This is a genomic window from Citrobacter sp. ANG330, from assembly GCF_047467925.1.
GTDB lineage: Bacteria > Pseudomonadota > Gammaproteobacteria > Enterobacterales > Enterobacteriaceae > Citrobacter_A > Citrobacter_A amalonaticus_G.
This window is the reverse complement of sequence record NZ_JASJUI010000001.1, coordinates 447,084-466,180: the sequence shown is the minus strand read 5'-3', so window position 1 is coordinate 466,180 and position 19,097 is coordinate 447,084. Positions and strand designations below refer to the sequence as shown.

Sequence of the window (19,097 nt, the reverse complement as noted above, 5' to 3'; positions counted from 1 at the left end):
TTTATTGAGGAGGAATGATGGATTCTGTTCACGGTCACGAAGTGTTAAATATGATGATTGAGTCAGGCAAGCAATATTCTACTGCGAGTCTGGAAGCCGCGATCAAAGCGCGATTTGGCGAAGCGACACGTTTTCATACCTGTTCCGCGTCGGACATGACGGCGGGAGAGCTGGTGGCGTTTCTGGCGGCGAAAGGGAAGTTTATTGCTCAGGATGACGGTTTTTCTACGCACGAAAGCAAGATCTGCCGTCATTAAGAAACCGGTGAGGAATTTCCTCACCGTTTATGCTTAATTTGCGGTATCGAGCGTAGAGAGTTCTTTATCAATAAAATACAAACCTTCGCCGCTTTTCCCTGCCAGCGTCAATTTATCAATTACCGATTTGAATAATTTCTCTTCTTCATGCTGTTCGGCAACATACCATTGCAGGAAATTAAAGGTCGGGTAATCCTGACTGGTCATTGCAGCATGCGCCAGTTCGTTAATTTTCTGGGTAATCAACTGTTCATGTTCATAGGTGACACGGAATAATTCGTCCAGCGAAGCATATTCTGCAAAAGGCGATGAGACGGTATTAATACGTGGCAGGCTGCCGGTATCGGTCAGATAGTCGAACAGACGCTGCATGTGAGTCATCTCCTCCTGCGCGTGGCGGCGCAGGAACGCGGCGGCCCCTTCGAAGCTGTGGTAGCTGCACCAGGCACTCATCTGCTGATAGAGCAGGGAGGAATATAATTCCAGGTTCATTTGCTCGTTCAGTTTGTCGATCATTTCTGTTTTCAGCATGATTTCGCTCCACAAAATTCATAAATATGTTGATGTGGCGTCACTATAATTTGTTATTTAATTATTTGCAAAAGGTAAAATAATAAATTTAATTATTAAAAATACGAATGGGAATAAAACGCATTTCCGCTATAAGATAATTAGCGTGTGATAATTCGGGCCAGTCAATACTGGCCCGTAAATTAATAATAATGAGGAATCGCGGGTGAAATGGCGACGCCCTGACACTGCCATGAAAGGGTGATTTTTGTGTTCAGGCACAGCGAGCCGGCGTAAACACTACAGGTGCTGACGGGTTGACCAAACGACACGGCGCTGGCATAGCCTAATTGCTGACACGCACGAGTGGCGGTGCCCTGGGCGATATAGTTATCGGTATGGGCGTTTTGCAGCATAGCCTGATCGTAACTCAATCTCACCACACCGGTCGTCGCACTGACATCACTCACCTGCGCCTGTCTGTTGATCGTACACCCCGCCAAAAGTAAGAGTGAGAAGGCAATTAAAAGAGTCTTCATGGTATCGCTCTGAATGTTCGGTGATGCGCTATCCTAATTCACGCATCGGCGTTTCAATGGCCTGAATAACTTATAGATCAGCCACGACTAATCCACACGACGAAAGGCATTTTGCGGTTCGCAGGTGAAATTGTGAAACCACTCATCATTTTTAAAACCATCTTTCATAAAATTTGAAAGTGAGTTTGCGAAGTAGTACTGTGCGGTATCGTGATTGACTCAAGGCGGGCTTTCCCGCATCGCATTCAGGAGAAAACAGAATGAAAATTGCACTGATGATGGAAAACAGCCAGGCAGGCAAAAACGCCATCATTCACCGCGAACTCAAAGCGGTTGCGGATGAAAAGGGGTTTCCGGTATTCAACGTTGGTATGAGCGACGAGAATGACCACCACCTGACCTATATCCATCTTGGTATCATGGCGAGCATTCTGCTGAATTCAAAAGCAGTTGATTTTGTCGTGACTGGCTGCGGTACGGGTCAGGGCGCGCTGATGTCGCTGAATATTCATCCAGGTGTTGTGTGCGGTTACTGCATTGATCCGGCGGATGCGTTCCTGTTTGCGCAAATTAATAACGGAAATGCGCTGTCTCTGCCATTTGCGAAAGGATTTGGCTGGGGAGCAGAACTGAACGTGCGCTTTATCTTTGAAAAGGCCTTTACAGGTCGTAACGGCGAAGGTTATCCGCCAGAGCGTAAAGAACCGCAGGTACGCAATGCCGGTATTCTCAACCAGGTCAAAGCGGCAGTCGTTAAAGAAAACTATCTTGATACGCTGCGTGCGATCGATCCAGAACTGGTGAAGACGGCAGTGTCCGGTCAGCGTTTCCAGCAGTGCTTCTTTGAAAACAGCCAGAGCGAAGAGATCGAAGCGTTTGTTCGCGAAATCCTCAGCTAATTTTGCTCAAAAGCCGGATGTGGCAATGCGCATCCGGCGTCAGGTATTACTTCCTTGTCGATACCGCACTTCCCGCATCTTTCGTCAGTCGCAACGTATCCACCATACCCATCAGGCAGATAAGCGCGATAGCCACAAACGCCAGGCGAAAACTGATGCCTGGTATTGCACTCAACCCCAGCCATTCACTGACGTTCGCGCCAATGCGAATACCGATCGCCCCCAGTGAAATCCCCAGTCCAACGGCCAGCTGCGTGGCCGTGCTGAACAAGGTATTGGCGTAACTCATCTGGGCGGAAGGAACGTCGGCGAAAGCCAGGGTGCTGATGCCGGTAAACTGAATCGACCGAAACACGCCGCCGAGGTACAGCACCAGCAAAATAATCCAGACAGGCGTGCCGGGGGTGATCAGCGCGCAGGCGAGCAGCGCCAGCACATTGAGCGTCCCGTTAATCAGCAGCAGCTTTTTAAAGCCGAGCCAGCGGATAAGTGGCGTGGTTGCGGGCTTAATGGTCAGATTACCGACAAATACTGCCAGTACCAGCGAACCGGCCTGAAAGGCATTCATACCAAACCCTACCTGAAACATGAGCGGCAGGAGAAAAGGCACGGCGCTAATAGAGGCACGAAACAGTGACCCTCCGTACATGGTGACGCGAAATGTTGGCACTTGCATCGCGTCGAGACGAATCATCGGCCAGGCGGTTCGCCGGAAATGTCGCAAAGAGAAGGCAAACGCCCCCACGCCAAGCCCTAACAGAGCTATCGTCAATCCGCTTTCGGGATGTTGAGCTCCCAGCAACTCCATCGCATAGACCAGGCTGACCATCGCAACAGCAGTCGCGACGAAGCCCGGAAGATCAAAAGGACGCCGATCGTTATCACGGATATTGGGAATACATCGCAGCGCCAGCGCGATCGCCAGCAGGCCCAGCGGCACGTTAATAAAGAATATCCACCGCCAGTTAGCGTAGCTGGTAATAAAGCCGCCGAGCGGTGGACCAATAATCGGCGCCACCAGTGCCGGCCAGGTTAGGGTGGCGATGGCCGTAATTAACTGATGCTTTGGTGTGGTACGCAATACGGCTAAGCGTCCCACGGGAACCATCAGCGCGCCACCCACACCCTGCAGGATACGCATTGTCAGAAAACACTCCAGCGTCGTGGAAAGACCGCACAGCACTGAGGCGAGAGTGAAAATGGCAAGGGCAAGCATAAAGATTTTGCGTGCGCCAAAGCGGTCGGCTATCCAACCGCTGGCCGGGATGAGTACCGCCAGAGTAATCAGATAGGCGCTGATGCCAATGTTCAAATCAACCGCCTGCACACCGAAACTTTTGGCCATATCGGGCAGGGCGGTCGCGATCACCGTACCGTCAATAAACTCCATGAAAAACGCCCCGGCGACGAGGAGAGCGGCAGGGGAGATGCCTCGTTTGCTTTCTGTAATCCGGTCTTCTTGCATGTTGGACTTGCCGTTAAAAAAAATTATAAAATTTTACCGGAACTGATAATTCTGTAGTTGATTGATTTATCAGCCGAATAACATAAAATGCAAAGAATTTGTTAATTTTAAATCGTGATGTAAATCACATGTATGTTGATTTTTGTGACGGTGATCATATTATAAGGGCGTAGATGATAACACCTGCATAACAACATAGACGGAGTCATGCCATGAAACTGCGCAAAATCCTGAAAAGCATGTTTGAGAACTATTGCAAAACGTTTAAAGACGTACCGCCGGGCGATATGTTCCGCTGATAAAAAAACCTGCTCCGGCAGGTTTTTTTATACCCGTCGTTCACTGCGTCAGGTGCGGCTATCGTTTCGGCGTGTGAATCGGTACTATGTCGGCCTTCATCACAATCAGGAGCGCATACTATGTCCCAACCGCTGAATGCCGATCAGGAACTGGTCTCTGACGTTGTCGCCTGTCAGCTCGTCATCAAACAAATTCTCGATGTTCTCGACGTGATTGCTCCCGTTGAGGTTCGCGAAAAAATGACCAGCCAGCTGAAAAATATTGATTTTTCAACGCATCCCGCTGCTGCTGACCCCATCACTCGGCGCGCTATCCAGAAAGCGATCGCGCTGATTGAACTGAAATTCACACCGCAGGGCGAAGCTCACTAAAATAAACCGTTGTTTTAAATTTTAGAAATGCTTTTTACGATACCTCCCCAAAGTGGGAGGCATCGGACAGAAAGGGCTTTGCGAATTGGCCTGTCGGGGGAGTGAAATGCAGGCCAATGACGGGGTCACTTAATGCTGTTGGTAATTCACCACATTGAGTACATGCTGATCGGTCTGTTCCGGGCAAAGGCCTGCACGCCTGGCGCTACGCACTTCATCAAGAATCGTTTGTAACAGCAGTCCATCTTGCTGCTGTTCTTTTTCCAGATCGTGGAGAAAATTGAGGGTTGGTGCATCATTCAGCGCTTCTGCTTCGTTGGTCAGCTGTGAAAGCGTGCTGGCGCGCTGCTCATAATCTTCCATTGTTTTCTGAAACAGTTCTTCCAGCGAATGTAAGTCTTCGCCGGGTACATCAATGGCCTTAACGACCGGATTCGCCCCGGCATTTTTCATGAAGTTAAAAACGCGCATCATTTGGGTGACGTTACTCTGAGCCTGAGCACGTAAGAAAGTCGCTGTACCCATCAGACGGTGCTCGGAACACCACTCACTCAGATGGAGGTAGAGATTGGAAGCATAAAACTCAAGATTCATTTGATTATTGAGTTTGTTTACCATTCCAACTGCAGCCATATCAATATCCTTATTTCCTGATAGAAGGGATGTGCAGAACGCATCCGCACAACTTACTGTTAGCAGAATAAGTCCATTCTGCCAGTCCATTATGTGATCGAAGAGTCAATTTCGTTGCTTATCTAAAATAAGCATACCTTCATAAATGAAATAAGAAAATCCTTAAGTGCGATTGTTTATGTTTTTTTACATATTACTGAAGGTAATACATCAAGTCGTATTTGGTAAACATAATGTGAAATTATATATCTTATTGATTTTAATGGCTGATGAATGATTTATTTTCTTTTGAAATGCTGTTTCAAGTCACAGGTTTGAATGGTTTCATAGGGTAATATCAGATTATTGATAATTTTCCTGTCCCTGTTGCGATAATAATCCAGTGAAACCGTATGGGCGGAAATAACGCCGTTTTATCTCCTGCGGAAAACCAGGCAGCGACGTCTTATCAATTATAACCGAATGATTATTTCGTTATTTTCAGTGTTATCAGCCTGTAATAAATGAGGAAAGTTGAATGAAAAGAGTGGCAGTTTTGTTGGCATCGGGTTTCGAGGAAGCGGAAGCCATCGTCACTATTGATATCTTGCGTCGGCTGGACATCGACGTTGACACGCTGGCCTGTGCAGAGTCTCGTGCAGTGGTGAGTTACCACAATCTCCCGATGGTGACTGATTACACCCTGACAGGGCAACAGGAGAGTCTGTATGACGCGGTGGTGCTGCCGGGAGGACCGCAGGGAAGCATGAATCTTGCGGTGAATCCACAGGTTATCGCGTTCATCACGCGCCATGATGCCGCCGGGAAATTAATTTGCCCCATTTGCTCTGCCGCCGCACGCGTATTAGGCGGTAGCGGCTTACTGAAGGGGCGTCGCTATGTCTGCTCAGGCGATCTCTATGAAACGGTGACCGACGGGGTGTATGTCGATGCGCCTGTCGTTGAGGATGGCAATCTCCTGAGTGGTAAAGGATTAGGCCATATTTTTGATTTTGCCCTGGCGCTGTCAGCCCGTTTATTAGGGGATGACAAACCGGTGCGCGATCACGCCGCGCATATCTATTATCCGTGGTAATTCGTTTGTTCCCGAATACAGGCATATTCGGGAACAAGGATTTGTGAGCTGACCTTATGGATTAATGTGCTACTCCACTTTTCATTTGTCGGACAATTAACCCATTTCTTATGTCATTTTCCGCTGAATTTATGTACGCAATTACTGTAATTCTGCGGTGTGATGCCGCTCTCCTATGGAGAATCAATTTCCCGCTACAACTATTCCAGAACTGGCACTTATCTTGAGCTCTTTTGGTAATGCCTTGTTTTTTGTCCGAATTACATAAAGTCGTTGAATATTACCCTACATAAAATGACGCTAAAGCTGGAGTTAACCATGCACAAATTCACTAAAGCGCTGGCAGCCATCGGTCTGGCTGCCGTTATGTCACAATCCGCTATCGCAGAAACCATGAAGTTAGGTTTTCTGGTGAAACAGCCGGAAGAACCCTGGTTCCAGACTGAGTGGAAATTTGCCGATAAAGCCGGGAAAGACCTGGGCTTTGAAGTGATTAAAATCGCCGTGCCGGATGGCGAGAAGACGCTGAATGCGATCGACAGCCTGGCAGCAAGCGGGGCGAAAGGGTTTGTGATTTGTACACCGGATCCGAAACTGGGTTCCGCCATTGTCGCTAAGGCGCGCGGCTACGACATGAAAGTGATCGCGGTGGACGATCAGTTCGTCAATGCCAAAGGTAAACCGATGGATACCGTCCCACTGGTCATGATGGCGGCCACTAAAATCGGCGAACGTCAGGGCCAGGAACTGTATAAAGAGATGCAGAAACGTGGCTGGGATGTCAAAGAGAGCGCAGTGATGGCGATTACCGCCAACGAACTGGATACCGCACGTCGTCGTACCGGCGGTTCGATGGATGCACTGAAAGCCGCAGGCTTCCCGGAAAAACAGATCTACCAGGTCCCCACCAAATCTAATGACATTCCCGGCGCATTTGATGCCGCCAACTCTATGCTGGTTCAACATCCTGAAGTGAAACACTGGCTGATTGTCGGTATGAACGATAACACCGTCCTGGGCGGCGTACGTGCCACTGAAGGTCAGGGCTTCAAAGCCGCGGACGTGATCGGCATCGGCATTAACGGTGTAGATGCGGTGAGCGAACTGTCCAAAGCGCAGGCAACCGGCTTCTACGGCTCTCTGCTGCCAAGCCCGGATGTTCATGGCTATAAATCGAGCGAAATGCTCTACAACTGGGTGACCAAAGGCGCTGAGCCACCGGCCTTCACCGAAGTGACCGATGTGGTACTGATTACCCGTGACAACTTTAAAGAAGAGCTGGCGAAAAAAGGGTTAGGCGGCAAGTAGTACGACAGCAAGTGAAAGGCCGGATGGCATCGCTCATGTTGCCATCCGGCAACCGGTTAGAACGATACTGAATCACGGAGACGTTATGCAACAGTCTACCCCGTATCTCTCATTTCGCGGCATTGGTAAAACCTTCCCCGGCGTTAAAGCGCTTACGGATATCAGTTTTGACTGTTACGCCGGTCAGGTGCATGCGCTGATGGGTGAAAATGGCGCCGGGAAATCAACACTCTTAAAAATTCTCAGCGGTAACTATGCGCCAACCACGGGCTCTTTGGCGATTCGCGAGCAGGAAATGAGCTTCGCGGATACCACCGCCGCGCTGAACGCTGGTGTGGCCATTATTTACCAGGAATTGCATCTCGTGCCCGAGATGACCGTCGCCGAGAATATCTATCTCGGTCAGCTTCCCCATAAAGGCGGTATTGTGAACCGCTCTTTACTCAATTATGAGGCGGGTCTGCAACTCAAACACCTGGGGATGGATATCGACCCTGCGACCCCCCTGAAGTATCTCTCAATCGGTCAGTGGCAGATGGTAGAAATTGCCAAAGCGCTGGCCCGCAACGCCAAAATTATCGCCTTCGACGAACCCACCAGTTCGCTCTCCGCACGGGAGATAGAGAACCTGTTTCGGGTGATCCGCGAACTGCGTAAAGAGGGGCGCGTCATTCTGTATGTCTCGCACCGCATGGAGGAGATCTTCGCCCTTAGCGATGCGATTACTGTGTTTAAAGATGGTCGCTACGTGAAAACCTTTACCGATATGCAGCAGGTCAACCACGATGCGCTGGTACAAGCGATGGTGGGGCGCGATCTGGGGGATATCTACGGCTGGCAGCCACGCCCCTATGGTGCAGAGCGCCTGCGTTTGCATGAGGTTAAAGCGCAGGGCGTGCGCACGCCGATTAGCCTCACGGTACGTAGCGGTGAAATTGTCGGGCTGTTTGGCCTGGTCGGTGCGGGCCGCAGTGAGTTAATGAAAGGCTTATTTGGTGGCACCCGTATCAGCGAAGGGCAGGTGTATATCGACGAAAAGCCGATCGATATCCGCAAGCCGGCGAACGCCATTGCGGCGGGAATGATGCTGTGCCCGGAAGACCGAAAAGCGGAGGGGATCATTCCGGTGCATTCAGTACGCGACAACATCAACATCAGCGCGCGTCGTAAGCATGTGTTGGGTGGATGCGTGATCAACAACGAATGGGAGGAGAGCAATGCCGACCATCATATTCGTTCCCTGAACATCAAAACACCCGGTGCCGAACAGTTGATCATGAATCTTTCCGGGGGAAACCAGCAAAAAGCCATTCTCGGTCGCTGGCTGTCGGAAGAGATGAAGGTGATTCTGCTCGACGAACCGACGCGCGGCATTGACGTTGGCGCGAAGCACGAGATTTATAACGTTATTTATGCCCTGGCCGCGCGCGGTGTTGCCGTGCTGTTCGCCTCCAGTGACCTGCCGGAAGTCCTCGGTGTGGCTGACCGCATTGTGGTCATGCGGGAAGGCGAGATTGCCGGGGAATTACTTCACGAGCAGGCGGATGAGCGCCAGGCGCTGAGCCTCGCTATGCCTAAAGTCAGCCAGGCTGTCGCCTGAGAAAGGAGAGAATGATGTCTTCCGTAACTACTTCTGGATCGGGCGCGCCGAAGTCGCCATCGCCATTTAGTCTCGGACGTATCTGGGACCAGTATGGCATGCTGGTGGTATTCGCCGTCCTGTTTCTGGCCTGTGCGATATTTGTGCCTAACTTCGCTACCTTTATCAATATGAAGGGGCTGGGGCTGGCCATCTCCATGTCGGGGATGGTGGCCTGCGGCATGTTGTTCTGTCTGGCGTCAGGGGATTTCGACCTCTCCGTCGCGTCGGTGATCGCCTGTGCCGGGGTAACCACGGCGGTGGTCATCAATATGACCGAAAGCCTGTGGATGGGCGTAGGCGCAGGCCTGCTGTTGGGGATTCTGTGCGGGCTGGTCAACGGCTTCGTGATTGCACGGCTCAAAATCAACGCCCTGATTACCACGCTGGCAACGATGCAAATCGTCCGTGGCCTGGCCTATATCATTTCTGACGGTAAAGCGGTGGGGATTGAAGACGAGCGCTTTTTCACCCTCGGCTACGCGAACTGGCTCGGTTTGCCGGCGCCAATTTGGCTGACAGTGGGCTGCCTGATCATTTTTGGCTTGCTGTTAAACAAAACGACCTTCGGGCGCAACACGCTGGCGATTGGCGGTAACGAAGAAGCGGCGCGTCTGGCAGGGGTGCCGGTGGTGCGCACCAAGATCATTATTTTTGTGCTCTCTGGTCTGGTCTCTGCGGCCGCCGGGATTATCCTCGCCTCACGCATGACCAGCGGACAGCCGATGACCTCCATCGGTTATGAGCTAATTGTCATTTCAGCATGTGTTCTGGGCGGCGTTTCCCTTAAAGGCGGCATCGGAAAAATCTCATATGTGGTGGCCGGTGTCCTGATCCTGGGTACCGTTGAGAATGCGATGAATCTGCTGAATATCTCGCCGTTTGCCCAGTACGTTGTCCGTGGCTTGATCCTGCTGGCGGCGGTGATCTTCGACCGTTATAAACAAAAAGCGAAGCGTACGGTTTGATAACAAAAAGCCGAACGTTTTAGCCTGGTTTTTCCTCTATGCCAGCCGTTAACCCGGCTGGCAATGGTGTTTGCAAATGGCGAGCACCGTCACACTGTCTATACTTATCGTTGCTATTGAGGTGCGATCCACGTGCCCAGAGATAATGAAAAGGAGGAAGACCGGGTGGCAGAACCGTTAACCGAAACCCCTGAACAATCCAGACACTACGCGTATTTCTTCGATCTTGATGGGACCCTTGCGGAAATAAAACCGCATCCGGACCAGGTGGTGATACCCCCCACGATCCTTCAGATTCTCCACCGTCTTGCAGAGCGTAATGCAGGGGCGCTGGCATTGATTTCAGGGCGCTCAATGGTCGAACTTGACGCGCTGGCAAAACCCTTTCGCTTTCCGCTGGCAGGCGTACATGGGGCTGAACGCCGTGATATCAATGGTAAAACCCATATTGTGCACCTTCCGCAGGCCATAGAGCGCGATATCAGCGTGCAGTTGCATACGGCGCTGGCGAAGTTGCCTGGCGCCGAGCTTGAAACCAAAGGGATGGCCTTCGCGCTGCATTACCGTCAGGCGCCGGAGCATGAAGCGGCGCTGCAGGCGCTGGCGTTGCGGATCACCCAAATCTGGCCGCAGCTTGCGCTCCAGCAGGGGAAGTGTGTGGTCGAAATTAAACCGAAAGGGACCAACAAAGGCGAAGCCATCGCCGCGTTTATGCAGGAAGCGCCGTTTGCCGGGCGGATCCCGGTTTTTTTGGGAGACGATTTAACCGATGAGACGGGATTTGCCGTGGTAAACAACGCGGGTGGCATATCCGTTAAAGTCGGTAACGGTGAAACGCAGGCGAAATGGCGATTAGCGGGTGTGCCTGACGTCTGGCGTTGGCTGGAATCTATTCACACGAAAGAACAACAACAAGAAACAACCATGAATGACAGGAGAAATGGCCATGAGTCGTTTAGTCGTAGTATCTAATCGAATTGCGCCCCCCGATAACAAAACCAGTGCAGGCGGCCTGGCCGTTGGTGTGCTGGGCGCGCTGAAAGCGGCGGGGGGACTTTGGTTCGGTTGGAGTGGCGAGCTGGGTAACGAGGATCAGCCATTAAAAAAAGTCACCCGGGGCAATATCATCTGGGCATCGTTTAACCTGAGCGAAAAAGACCACGAGGAGTATTACAACCAGTTCTCTAATGCCGTGTTGTGGCCCGCCTTTCACTATCGCTTAGATCTGGTGAATTTTCAGCGCACCGCCTGGGAAGGCTATCTACGGGTGAACGCGTTACTGGCAGATAAGCTGCTGCCGTTGCTGAAAAAAGATGACATCCTCTGGATTCATGATTATCACCTGCTGCCGTTTGCCAGCGAACTGCGTAAACGTGGCGTGAATAATCGTATTGGTTTCTTCTTACACATTCCTTTCCCGACGCCGGAAATCTTTAACGCGTTGCCGTCATCGGAAGAACTGCTTGAGCAGTTATGCGATTTTGACCTGCTGGGATTCCAGACTGAAAACGACAGGCTGGCCTTCCTTGACTGTCTCTCCAGCCTGACGAGAGTTACGACTCACGATACGCGCAGCCACACGGCCTGGGGAAAGACCTTCAGCACCGAGGTGTATCCCATCGGCATCGAGCCGCAGGAGATTGCTCAGCAGGCTTCTGGTCCGCTGCCGCCGAAACTGGCGCAACTGAAAGCGGAGCTGAAGAATTTAAAGAACATCTTTTCTGTTGAGCGACTGGATTACTCAAAAGGGTTGCCAGAGCGTTTTCAGGCCTACGAGGCGCTGCTGGAGAAATTCCCTCAGCATCACGGAAAAATCCGTTATACGCAAATTGCGCCCACTTCCCGTGGCGATGTGCAGGCGTATCAGGATATTCGTCATCAACTTGAGACGGAAGCCGGTCGCATCAACGGCAAATACGGACAACTGGGCTGGACGCCCCTGTTCTATCTCAACCAACATTTCGACCGCAAATTACTGATGAAGGTGTTTCGCTATTCAGATGTGGGTCTGGTCACGCCGCTGCGTGATGGTATGAATCTGGTGGCGAAGGAATTTGTTGCTGCTCAGGATCCCGCCAATCCAGGCGTTCTGGTGCTGTCGCAGTTTGCCGGTGCGGCAAATGAGTTAACCTCCGCGCTGATCGTCAATCCCTACGATCGTGATGAAGTGGCGGCTGCGCTGGATCGCGCCCTCACGATGCCGCTGGCCGAGCGCATTTCACGTCATGCTGAGATGCTGGAAGTGATTGAGAAAAACGACATCAATCACTGGCAGGAGCAATTCATCTGCGACCTAAAGACGATTTCCCCTCGCAGCGCTGAAACTCTTCAGCAACGCAAAGTCGCGACGTTTCCAAAGCTAGCCTGAACGGTGTTCTGAAAGGGTCAATCACCCTCAAGTGGAACCAGCAGAACGTCCACCAGGCTTGAACTCACCACACTTTTCGCTGAGCAGGAGGCTCGCGAAAAGAAGCTATGGTTGTGGTTGCCGCAGATGACCAGATCGATATCGTGTTTGCGACACACGTCAAGAATATGCTCGCTTAACTCACCGTAGGTAATGAAGGTCTGCGCAATCGGATAGCCCGCATCTTTCCCCAGTTTTTCAAGAAAATCAGTGGTCTCCTCATGCATCACCGCGCGTAAATCTTCCAGCATCGGGGCGGCAAACTGATTGTATAACTCAGGATCTGAGGCGAGGGTGATAAGGCTAATTTGCGCGTTGACAGGGCGGGCAATGGAGACGGCTTTTGCCAGGAGTTGCTGACTTTCCGGGGTTACCGCCACGGCGACAAGAATGTGTTTGTAACTCATAACTCGCTCCTTATTGCAAGGATATGAGGTGGTTCTTCAGCATTACTCCGATTCGCTGATAACTGCAATGCTTCAATATGACAATAATGTGAAGACTATCATAATTATTCATTAATATTCCTTATATGTGAATCTAAGGAATAACCAAAAGTACTAACCAAATGGGTTGACTTAAATTAAATCGTGGAGTCAATCAAAATTTGGTTTAACAAATTCGCATTCGTTATTAATAACAGCATAATCATCAATGCCTTGCATTGATAAAAAATAAGAAACAATTAAGTTGTTGTTTTAAATCGATAAAAAATAAATTTGTTTCGGCGCAAGATAACTGCATTTTGATTATTTTCAAGAGGTGATTTTAACGCATGTTGCGTAAAAATATTCTGCATATCAGTCACCCGATCTTATACCCATGAGAATAAAATGGAGTTTCACTGGTTAATTTACCAGCAAAATAAAAGCTCAACTGATGGATTTATGTTAACGATTAAGTTAATTTGTGTGATGAGCATCACATATTTTCCAAATTCGCAGCGTGGCTTTGTTGTATGTCCAGGTTCTCACGAGTACAGTTGCGTCGAATTAGGAAAAATCTTAGGCATTTGTAAGAAATCATGTGCTCGCGTTACAACCTGGCAGGGGACCAGTGTAGCGCGTACGTCTATGTTTCTGCGCCTGAGTTAGGGTATGTGTTTGACCTATTTGCTTTTTTTACCGGGAATTCCCGGCGACATCACGGGGTGCGGTTTTACCGCATAAAAATAAAAGTTGGTTATTCTGGATGGGAATAATGCATACATCCGAGTTGCTGAAACACATTTATGACATCAATTTGTCATATTTACTCCTTGCACAGCGTCTAATCGTTCAGGACAAAGCGTCCGCTATGTTTCGTCTCGGGATCAATGAGGAAATGGCGGTCTCACTAGGGGCGCTGACCCTTCCACAAATGGTAAAACTGGCAGAAACGAATCAGCTTGTGTGTCATTTCCGTTTTGACAGCCATCAAACCATTACGCGTCTGACTCAGGATTCAAGAGTAGACGATCTCCAGCAAATTCACACCGGTATCATGCTGTCCACTCGACTGTTAAGTGATGTCAATCAGGCTGATGAAACCGCGCGTAAGAAAAGGGCCTGATGATGAGTGAAAAAAGCATTGTTCAGGAAGCTCGTGATATCCAGTTAGCGATGGAACTGATCACACTGGGTGCCCGTTTGCAAATGCTGGAAAGCGAAACGCAGTTAAGTCGCGGTCGCCTCATCAAGCTGTACAAAGAACTTCGTGGTAGCCCGCCGCCAAAAGGTATGTTGCCGTTTTCGACGGACTGGTTTATGACCTGGGAGCAAAATATTCATGCTTCCATGTTCTGCAATGCCTGGCAGTTCTTACTGAAAACGGGCTTGTGCAGTGGCGTTGATGCCGTCATTAAGGCGTATCGGCTGTACCTCGAGCAGTGTCCACAGGGCGACGAAGGGCCGCTGTTGGCGCTGACTCGCGCATGGACACTGGTGCGTTTTGTCGAAAGTGGACTGCTTCAGTTATCCAGTTGTAACTGCTGTGGCGGCAATTTCATTACCCACGCTCACCAACCTGTGGGCAGTTTTGCCTGCAGTTTATGTCAGCCGCCTTCCCGTGCGGTAAAAAGACGTAAACTTTCCCAGGATGCTGCCGATATTATTCCACAACTGCTGGATGAACAGATCGAACAGGCTGTTTAACCGATACGGTGTGGACGAAACACTCCAGCAGCGGTAAGCGATTACCGCTGCTTTTTTTTGCCTCGCCAACGCGTTAACGCCCCGACTGCACATCCTGTCATAGTCAACAGCAGAAGGATGATGTCGTGCTTATCTTATTAGGTTACCTGGTGGTTATTGGTACAGTTTTTGGCGGTTATATGATGACCGGCGGAAACCTGGGGGCACTCTATCAACCGGCTGAATTTGTCATCATAGGTGGCGCGGGAATAGGGGCATTTATCGTGGGTAACAACGGTAAAGCCATCAAGGGGACGTTGAAAGCGCTGCCGCTACTGTTTCGCCGCTCGAAATACACCAAAGCGATGTATATGGATCTGCTCGCGCTGCTCTATCGCCTGATGGCCAAGTCTCGCCAGCAGGGGATGTTCTCGCTTGAGCGTGATATTGAGAACCCGAAAGAGAGCGAAATTTTCGCCAGTTACCCGCGTATTCTGGCCGACGCAGTGATGCTGGAGTTCATCGTCGACTACCTGCGCCTGATCATCAGCGGCAACATGAATACCTTCGAGATAGAAGCGCTGATGGATGAAGAGATTGAAACGCACGAAAGCGAATCGGAAGTGCCGGCCAACAGTCTGGCGCTGATGGGGGATTCGCTACCGGCATTTGGTATCGTTGCCGCGGTGATGGGGGTCGTACACGCGCTCGCATCCGCTGACCGACCCGCCGCTGAACTGGGTTCACTGATTGCCCATGCGATGGTCGGTACGTTCCTCGGCATTTTGCTCGCTTACGGTTTTATTTCGCCGCTCGCCAGCGTTCTGCGCCAGAAGAGTGCGGAAACCAGCAAGATGATGCAGTGCGTGAAGATAACCTTGTTGTCAAATCTGAACGGTTACGCGCCGCCGATTGCCGTCGAGTTTGGGCGTAAAACGCTGTATTCCAGCGAACGTCCGTCGTTCATCGAACTGGAAGAACATGTTCGCGCCGTGAAAAACCCGAACCAACAGCAGCAGACGACGACCGAGGGCGCATGAAGAATCGGTCTCATCCTATCGTCGTGGTTAAACGGCGCAAACATAAGGGGCACGGTGGCGGAGCACACGGATCGTGGAAGATTGCTTACGCTGACTTTATGACCGCCATGATGGCCTTTTTTCTGGTGATGTGGCTCATTTCCATCTCCAGCCCTAAAGAACTGATTCAGATTGCCGAATACTTCCGTACGCCGCTGGCGACGGCGGTGACGGGAGGAAATCGAATTTCCAACAGTCAGAGTCCGATTCCCGGTGGTGGTGACGATTTCACCCAGCAACAGGGCGAAGTGAACAAGCAGCCGAACATCGATGAACTGAAAAAGCGCATGGAGCAAAATCGCCTGAGCAAACTGCGCGGCGATCTCGATCAGCTTATTGAATCCGATCCAAAACTGCGGGCGCTGCGCCCGCACCTGAAGATTGACCTGGTGCAGGAAGGGTTACGTATTCAGATTATCGACAGTCAGAATCGCCCCATGTTCAAGACCGGCAGCGCCGAGGTTGAACCCTACATGCGTGACATCCTGCGGGCGATCGCCCCGGTGCTGAACGGCATTCCAAACCGTATCAGCCTGTCCGGGCACACGGACGATTTCCCCTATGCGAACGGTGAAAAGGGTTACAGCAACTGGGAACTTTCTGCCGAACGCGCCAATGCATCGCGGCGCGAACTGGTGCAGGGCGGTCTGGACGACGGGAAAGTATTACGGGTGGTCGGCATGGCCGCCACGATGCGCATGAGCGATCGCGGTCCTGATGACGCCATCAACCGCCGAATCAGTCTGTTGGTGCTGAACAAACAGACCGAGCAGGCCATTTTGCATGAAAACGCTGAAAGCCAGAACGAGCCGGTAAGTGTATTACAACAGCCTGCGGCCAGTCCGCAGGTAAGCGTTCCCACATCGCCACCAGCCAATCCGAGGTGATAGCGTGAGCATGGATATAAGCGATTTTTATCAGACCTTTTTTGATGAAGCTGACGAGTTGTTGGCCGACATGGAGCAACATCTGCTTGATCTGGTGCCCGAAGCGCCGGATTCCGAGCAACTGAATGCCATATTTCGTGCAGCGCACTCCATCAAAGGGGGTGCCGGCACATTTGGCTTCACCGTTTTGCAGGAAACGACCCATCTGATGGAGAACCTGCTGGATGATGCACGTCGCGGTGAGATGCAGCTCAATACCGCCATTATCAACCTGTTTTTGGAAACGAAAGATATTATGCAGGAACAGCTCGATGCCTATAAAAGTTCGCAGGAGCCGGATGCCGACAGCTTCGAATACATCTGCACGGCATTACGCCAGTTAGCGCTGGAAGCGAAAGGCGAAACCGCGCCAGCCGTGGTGACGAATGCCCGACTGAGCGTGGTCGACAATACGATGCCTGAAGAAGGGGTTGCGGCGGAAGAAGAAAAGTTGCGCATTGTCCTTTCGCGTCTGAAGGCCAGTGAAGTGGCCCTGCTGGAAGAAGAACTGGGCAATCTGACCCCCTTATCGGATGTGGTCAAAGGTGAAGACAGCCTTGCGGCAACGCTTGATGGCGACATTGCCGAGGATGACGTCATTGCCGTCCTGTGCTTTGTGATTGAAGCTGATCAAATTGCCTTTGAGAAAGTCGTTTCGACGGCGGTGCCCGCGGTTCAGCCAGAGACGGCCGAGGTGGTAGCCATCGAACAACCCGTTGCCGCAGTGCCAGCGGTAAAACCCGTTGCCAGCGAAGCGCAATCTGCCCGTGCTGAGCGGGAAAAACCGGCGCGCGTCAGTGAATCCACCAGTATTCGTGTGGCGGTGGAGAAGGTCGATCAGCTTATCAACCTGGTCGGTGAACTGGTGATCACGCAGTCTATGTTGGCACAGCGTTCAAATGAACTGGACCCGGTCAATCATGGCGATCTCATCACCAGTATGGGGCAGTTACAACGTAACGCCCGCGATCTGCAGGAATCGGTAATGTCGATTCGTATGATGCCGATGGAATACGTCTTCAGTCGCTTCCCGCGTCTGGTCCGCGACCTGGCGGGCAAACTTGGCAAGCAGGTCGAACTGACGTTGGTCGGCAGCTCGACGGAACTCGATAAGAGCCTGATTGAGCGCATTATCGACCCGTTGACCCATCTGGTGCGTAACAGCCTCGACCACGGTATCGAACTACCGGAAAAACGCATGGAGTCCGGTAAAAACGCCGTCGGTAATCTGATTCTCTCCGCCGAGCATCAGGGCGGCAACATTTGCATCGAGGTCACGGATGACGGGGCAGGGCTGAACCGCGAACGTATCCTGGCGAAGGCAATCTCCCAGGGGATGGCGGTCAACGAAAACATGACCGATGACGAAGTGGGAATGCTGATTTTCGCGCCTGGCTTCTCGACCGCTGAGCAGGTGACCGACGTTTCCGGGCGCGGTGTGGGCATGGACGTGGTGAAACGGAATATCCAGGAGATGGGGGGGCACGTTGAAATCCAGTCAAAGCAGGGCTCTGGCACAACGATCCGCATTTTGCTGCCGCTGACGCTGGCGATCCTCGACGGCATGTCGGTGCGTGTCGCCGACGAAGTATTCATTCTGCCGCTCAATGCGGTGATGGAATCCCTGCAACCGCGTGACGATGACCTGCATCCATTAGCCGGAGGCGAGCGCGTGCTGGAAGTGCGCGGTGAGTATCTGCCGCTGGTTGAGTTGTGGAAAGTCTTTGAAGTAGAAGGGGCGAAGACCGAAGCCACCCAGGGCATCGTAGTGATCCTGCAAAGCGGCGGACGCCGTTACGCACTGCTGGTCGATCAGCTCATTGGTCAGCACCAGGTGGTGGTTAAAAACCTGGAGAGTAATTATCGCAAAGTGCCGGGTATCTCAGCCGCCACCATTCTGGGCGATGGCAGCGTCGCGCTGATTGTGGATGTCTCCGCCCTGCAGGGTTTAAATCGCGAACAACGTATGGCGATCACCGCCGCCTGATTGAGTGAGAAAGGGTAAAATATGACCGGTATGACTAATGTGAGCAAACTGGCTGGCGAGCCGTCAGGTCAGGAATTCCTGGTGTTTACGCTGGGAGAGGAAGAGTACGGCATCGACATTCTGAAAGTACAGGAGATCCGTGGCTACGATCAGGTCACGCGCATTGCCAACACGCCTGCGTTTATCAAAGGGGTAACGAACCTGCGCGGCGTGATTGTGCCGATTGTCGATCTGCGTGTGAAGTTCTGCCAGGGCGATGTTGACTATAACGATAACACCGTAGTGATTGTGCTGAACCTGGGACAGCGCGTCGTGGGGATTGTTGTGGATGGTGTCTCTGATGTGCTGTCGCTGACCGCGGAGCAGATTCGCCCGGCACCGGAATTTGCCGTGACGTTGTCAACGGAATACCTGACCGGACTCGGCGCGCTGGGCGATCGGATGCTGATCCTGGTCAACATTGAGAAACTGCTGAACAGCGACGAAATGGCACTGCTGGATATGGCAGCCACTCACGTCGCCTGATTCTCTTGCCGGATGTGGTTACCATGCTTTAATGCCGGATGACGCTGTGCTTATCCGGCCTACGGCTGAAGGTGGTTGTAGGCCGGATAAGGTGTTTA

At 51.5% G+C, this 19,097-nt stretch carries 21 protein-coding genes; 16 read left to right on the top strand and 5 right to left on the bottom strand.

Going from position 1 to position 19,097, the window contains the following annotated elements:
• The first annotated feature begins 17 nt into the window (after positions 1 to 17).
• The gene (locus QNN88_RS02345; protein WP_414239338.1) at positions 18 to 257 is read left to right on the top strand and encodes a YecH family metal-binding protein; all 240 of its coding nucleotides are present in this window, start codon (positions 18 to 20) and stop codon (positions 255 to 257) included.
• Between the two features lie 33 nt (positions 258 to 290).
• Here the strand turns inward: QNN88_RS02345 and ftnA are convergent, their stop codons facing one another.
• Both ftnA and yecR read right to left on the bottom strand, forming a co-directional pair.
• Positions 291 to 788, bottom strand: coding sequence for a non-heme ferritin (ftnA, locus tag QNN88_RS02340; protein WP_042318344.1), 498 nt, complete (start codon positions 786 to 788; stop codon positions 291 to 293).
• A 182-nt stretch (positions 789 to 970) separates the two neighbouring features.
• Positions 971 to 1,306 (bottom strand): YecR family lipoprotein, encoded by a 336-nt coding sequence (gene yecR, locus QNN88_RS02335; RefSeq protein WP_414238804.1) that lies wholly within the window; start codon positions 1,304 to 1,306, stop codon positions 971 to 973.
• 260 nt (positions 1,307 to 1,566) lie between these two features.
• Here yecR and QNN88_RS02330 point away from each other — a divergent pair, with 260 nt between their 5' ends.
• Positions 1,567 to 2,205 carry an RpiB/LacA/LacB family sugar-phosphate isomerase gene (locus QNN88_RS02330; RefSeq protein WP_414238803.1) on the top strand — a complete coding sequence of 213 codons (639 nt, stop codon included), beginning with the start codon at positions 1,567 to 1,569 and terminating at the stop codon, positions 2,203 to 2,205.
• A 46-nt stretch (positions 2,206 to 2,251) separates the two neighbouring features.
• On the opposite strand, the gene QNN88_RS02325 is transcribed toward QNN88_RS02330, so the two are convergent.
• Entirely contained in the window at positions 2,252 to 3,670 is a 1,419-nt protein-coding gene (locus QNN88_RS02325; protein WP_414238802.1) for an MFS transporter, read from the bottom strand.
• A gap of 212 nt (positions 3,671 to 3,882) precedes the next feature.
• On the opposite strand from QNN88_RS02325, the gene azuC reads away from it, so the two are divergent.
• A complete protein-coding gene (azuC, locus tag QNN88_RS02320) occupies positions 3,883 to 3,969 on the top strand; it encodes a stress response protein AzuC (protein ID WP_086513008.1) in 87 nt (28 codons plus the stop codon).
• A 120-nt stretch (positions 3,970 to 4,089) separates the two neighbouring features.
• On the top strand, positions 4,090 to 4,341 hold the full coding sequence (locus tag QNN88_RS02315; protein ID WP_414238801.1) for a DUF2766 family protein: 252 nt from the start codon (positions 4,090 to 4,092) through the stop codon (positions 4,339 to 4,341).
• Between the two features lie 129 nt (positions 4,342 to 4,470).
• Here QNN88_RS02315 and QNN88_RS02310 read toward each other — a convergent pair whose 3' ends face one another.
• On the bottom strand, positions 4,471 to 4,974 hold the full coding sequence (locus tag QNN88_RS02310) for a non-heme ferritin-like protein (protein ID WP_414238800.1): 504 nt from the start codon (positions 4,972 to 4,974) through the stop codon (positions 4,471 to 4,473).
• Positions 4,975 to 5,491: 517 nt separating this feature from the next.
• Here QNN88_RS02310 and QNN88_RS02305 point away from each other — a divergent pair.
• The 6 genes from QNN88_RS02305 to otsA all read left to right on the top strand — a co-directional run bounded on the left by QNN88_RS02305 (position 5,492) and on the right by otsA (position 12,332).
• On the top strand, positions 5,492 to 6,049 hold the full coding sequence (locus tag QNN88_RS02305; RefSeq protein WP_414238799.1) for a DJ-1/PfpI family protein: 558 nt from the start codon (positions 5,492 to 5,494) through the stop codon (positions 6,047 to 6,049).
• 318 nt (positions 6,050 to 6,367) lie between these two features.
• Positions 6,368 to 7,357 carry an arabinose ABC transporter substrate-binding protein AraF gene (gene araF / locus QNN88_RS02300; protein ID WP_414238798.1) on the top strand — a complete coding sequence of 330 codons (990 nt, stop codon included), beginning with the start codon at positions 6,368 to 6,370 and terminating at the stop codon, positions 7,355 to 7,357.
• Positions 7,358 to 7,442: 85 nt separating this feature from the next.
• Positions 7,443 to 8,957 carry an arabinose ABC transporter ATP-binding protein AraG gene (gene araG, locus QNN88_RS02295; RefSeq protein ID WP_414238797.1) on the top strand — a complete coding sequence of 505 codons (1,515 nt, stop codon included), beginning with the start codon at positions 7,443 to 7,445 and terminating at the stop codon, positions 8,955 to 8,957.
• A 14-nt stretch (positions 8,958 to 8,971) separates the two neighbouring features.
• Entirely contained in the window at positions 8,972 to 9,964 is a 993-nt protein-coding gene (gene araH / locus QNN88_RS02290; protein WP_414238796.1) for an arabinose ABC transporter permease AraH, read from the top strand.
• 165 nt (positions 9,965 to 10,129) lie between these two features.
• Entirely contained in the window at positions 10,130 to 10,936 is an 807-nt protein-coding gene (otsB, locus tag QNN88_RS02285; RefSeq protein ID WP_414238795.1) for a trehalose-phosphatase, read from the top strand.
• The gene (otsA, locus tag QNN88_RS02280) at positions 10,911 to 12,332 is read left to right on the top strand and encodes an alpha,alpha-trehalose-phosphate synthase (RefSeq protein ID WP_414238794.1); all 1,422 of its coding nucleotides are present in this window, start codon (positions 10,911 to 10,913) and stop codon (positions 12,330 to 12,332) included. Before otsB ends, otsA begins: the two co-directional genes overlap by 26 nt.
• Positions 12,333 to 12,349: 17 nt before the next feature.
• Here the strand turns inward: otsA and uspC are convergent, their stop codons facing one another.
• On the bottom strand, positions 12,350 to 12,778 hold the full coding sequence (gene uspC / locus QNN88_RS02275; RefSeq protein ID WP_414238793.1) for a universal stress protein UspC: 429 nt from the start codon (positions 12,776 to 12,778) through the stop codon (positions 12,350 to 12,352).
• Between the two features lie 793 nt (positions 12,779 to 13,571).
• Between uspC and flhD the strand changes: the two genes are divergently transcribed.
• From flhD to cheW, 6 genes are all read left to right on the top strand, one after another.
• Entirely contained in the window at positions 13,572 to 13,922 is a 351-nt protein-coding gene (flhD, locus tag QNN88_RS02270) for a flagellar transcriptional regulator FlhD (protein WP_042318359.1), read from the top strand.
• 2 nt (positions 13,923 to 13,924) lie between these two features.
• A complete protein-coding gene (flhC, locus tag QNN88_RS02265; RefSeq protein WP_414239337.1) occupies positions 13,925 to 14,503 on the top strand; it encodes a flagellar transcriptional regulator FlhC in 579 nt (192 codons plus the stop codon).
• 125 nt (positions 14,504 to 14,628) lie between these two features.
• A complete protein-coding gene (gene motA / locus QNN88_RS02260) occupies positions 14,629 to 15,522 on the top strand; it encodes a flagellar motor stator protein MotA (protein ID WP_414238792.1) in 894 nt (297 codons plus the stop codon).
• The gene (gene motB, locus QNN88_RS02255) at positions 15,519 to 16,448 is read left to right on the top strand and encodes a flagellar motor protein MotB (protein ID WP_414238791.1); all 930 of its coding nucleotides are present in this window, start codon (positions 15,519 to 15,521) and stop codon (positions 16,446 to 16,448) included. The genes motA and motB overlap by 4 nt, the downstream gene beginning before the upstream one ends.
• A 10-nt stretch (positions 16,449 to 16,458) precedes the next feature.
• Positions 16,459 to 18,474, top strand: coding sequence for a chemotaxis protein CheA (gene cheA / locus QNN88_RS02250; RefSeq protein ID WP_414239336.1), 2,016 nt, complete (start codon positions 16,459 to 16,461; stop codon positions 18,472 to 18,474).
• 21 nt (positions 18,475 to 18,495) lie between these two features.
• Positions 18,496 to 18,999, top strand: coding sequence for a chemotaxis protein CheW (gene cheW / locus QNN88_RS02245; protein WP_414238790.1), 504 nt, complete (start codon positions 18,496 to 18,498; stop codon positions 18,997 to 18,999).
• The last annotated feature ends 98 nt before the right edge of the window (positions 19,000 to 19,097 follow it).

Coding starts and splice junctions, on each gene's coding strand:
- QNN88_RS02345 (WP_414239338.1), top strand. CDS start 18: ATGGATTCTGTTCACGGTCACGAAGTGTTAAATATGATGATTGAGTCA.
- ftnA (WP_042318344.1), bottom strand. CDS start 788: ATGCTGAAAACAGAAATGATCGACAAACTGAACGAGCAAATGAACCTG.
- yecR (WP_414238804.1), bottom strand. CDS start 1,306: ATGAAGACTCTTTTAATTGCCTTCTCACTCTTACTTTTGGCGGGGTGT.
- QNN88_RS02330 (WP_414238803.1), top strand. CDS start 1,567: ATGAAAATTGCACTGATGATGGAAAACAGCCAGGCAGGCAAAAACGCC.
- QNN88_RS02325 (WP_414238802.1), bottom strand. CDS start 3,670: ATGCAAGAAGACCGGATTACAGAAAGCAAACGAGGCATCTCCCCTGCC.
- azuC (WP_086513008.1), top strand. CDS start 3,883: ATGAAACTGCGCAAAATCCTGAAAAGCATGTTTGAGAACTATTGCAAA.
- QNN88_RS02315 (WP_414238801.1), top strand. CDS start 4,090: ATGTCCCAACCGCTGAATGCCGATCAGGAACTGGTCTCTGACGTTGTC.
- QNN88_RS02310 (WP_414238800.1), bottom strand. CDS start 4,974: ATGGCTGCAGTTGGAATGGTAAACAAACTCAATAATCAAATGAATCTT.
- QNN88_RS02305 (WP_414238799.1), top strand. CDS start 5,492: ATGAAAAGAGTGGCAGTTTTGTTGGCATCGGGTTTCGAGGAAGCGGAA.
- araF (WP_414238798.1), top strand. CDS start 6,368: ATGCACAAATTCACTAAAGCGCTGGCAGCCATCGGTCTGGCTGCCGTT.
- araG (WP_414238797.1), top strand. CDS start 7,443: ATGCAACAGTCTACCCCGTATCTCTCATTTCGCGGCATTGGTAAAACC.
- araH (WP_414238796.1), top strand. CDS start 8,972: ATGTCTTCCGTAACTACTTCTGGATCGGGCGCGCCGAAGTCGCCATCG.
- otsA (WP_414238794.1), top strand. CDS start 10,911: ATGAGTCGTTTAGTCGTAGTATCTAATCGAATTGCGCCCCCCGATAAC.
- uspC (WP_414238793.1), bottom strand. CDS start 12,778: ATGAGTTACAAACACATTCTTGTCGCCGTGGCGGTAACCCCGGAAAGT.
- flhD (WP_042318359.1), top strand. CDS start 13,572: ATGCATACATCCGAGTTGCTGAAACACATTTATGACATCAATTTGTCA.
- flhC (WP_414239337.1), top strand. CDS start 13,925: ATGAGTGAAAAAAGCATTGTTCAGGAAGCTCGTGATATCCAGTTAGCG.
- motB (WP_414238791.1), top strand. CDS start 15,519: ATGAAGAATCGGTCTCATCCTATCGTCGTGGTTAAACGGCGCAAACAT.
- cheA (WP_414239336.1), top strand. CDS start 16,459: ATGGATATAAGCGATTTTTATCAGACCTTTTTTGATGAAGCTGACGAG.
- cheW (WP_414238790.1), top strand. CDS start 18,496: ATGACCGGTATGACTAATGTGAGCAAACTGGCTGGCGAGCCGTCAGGT.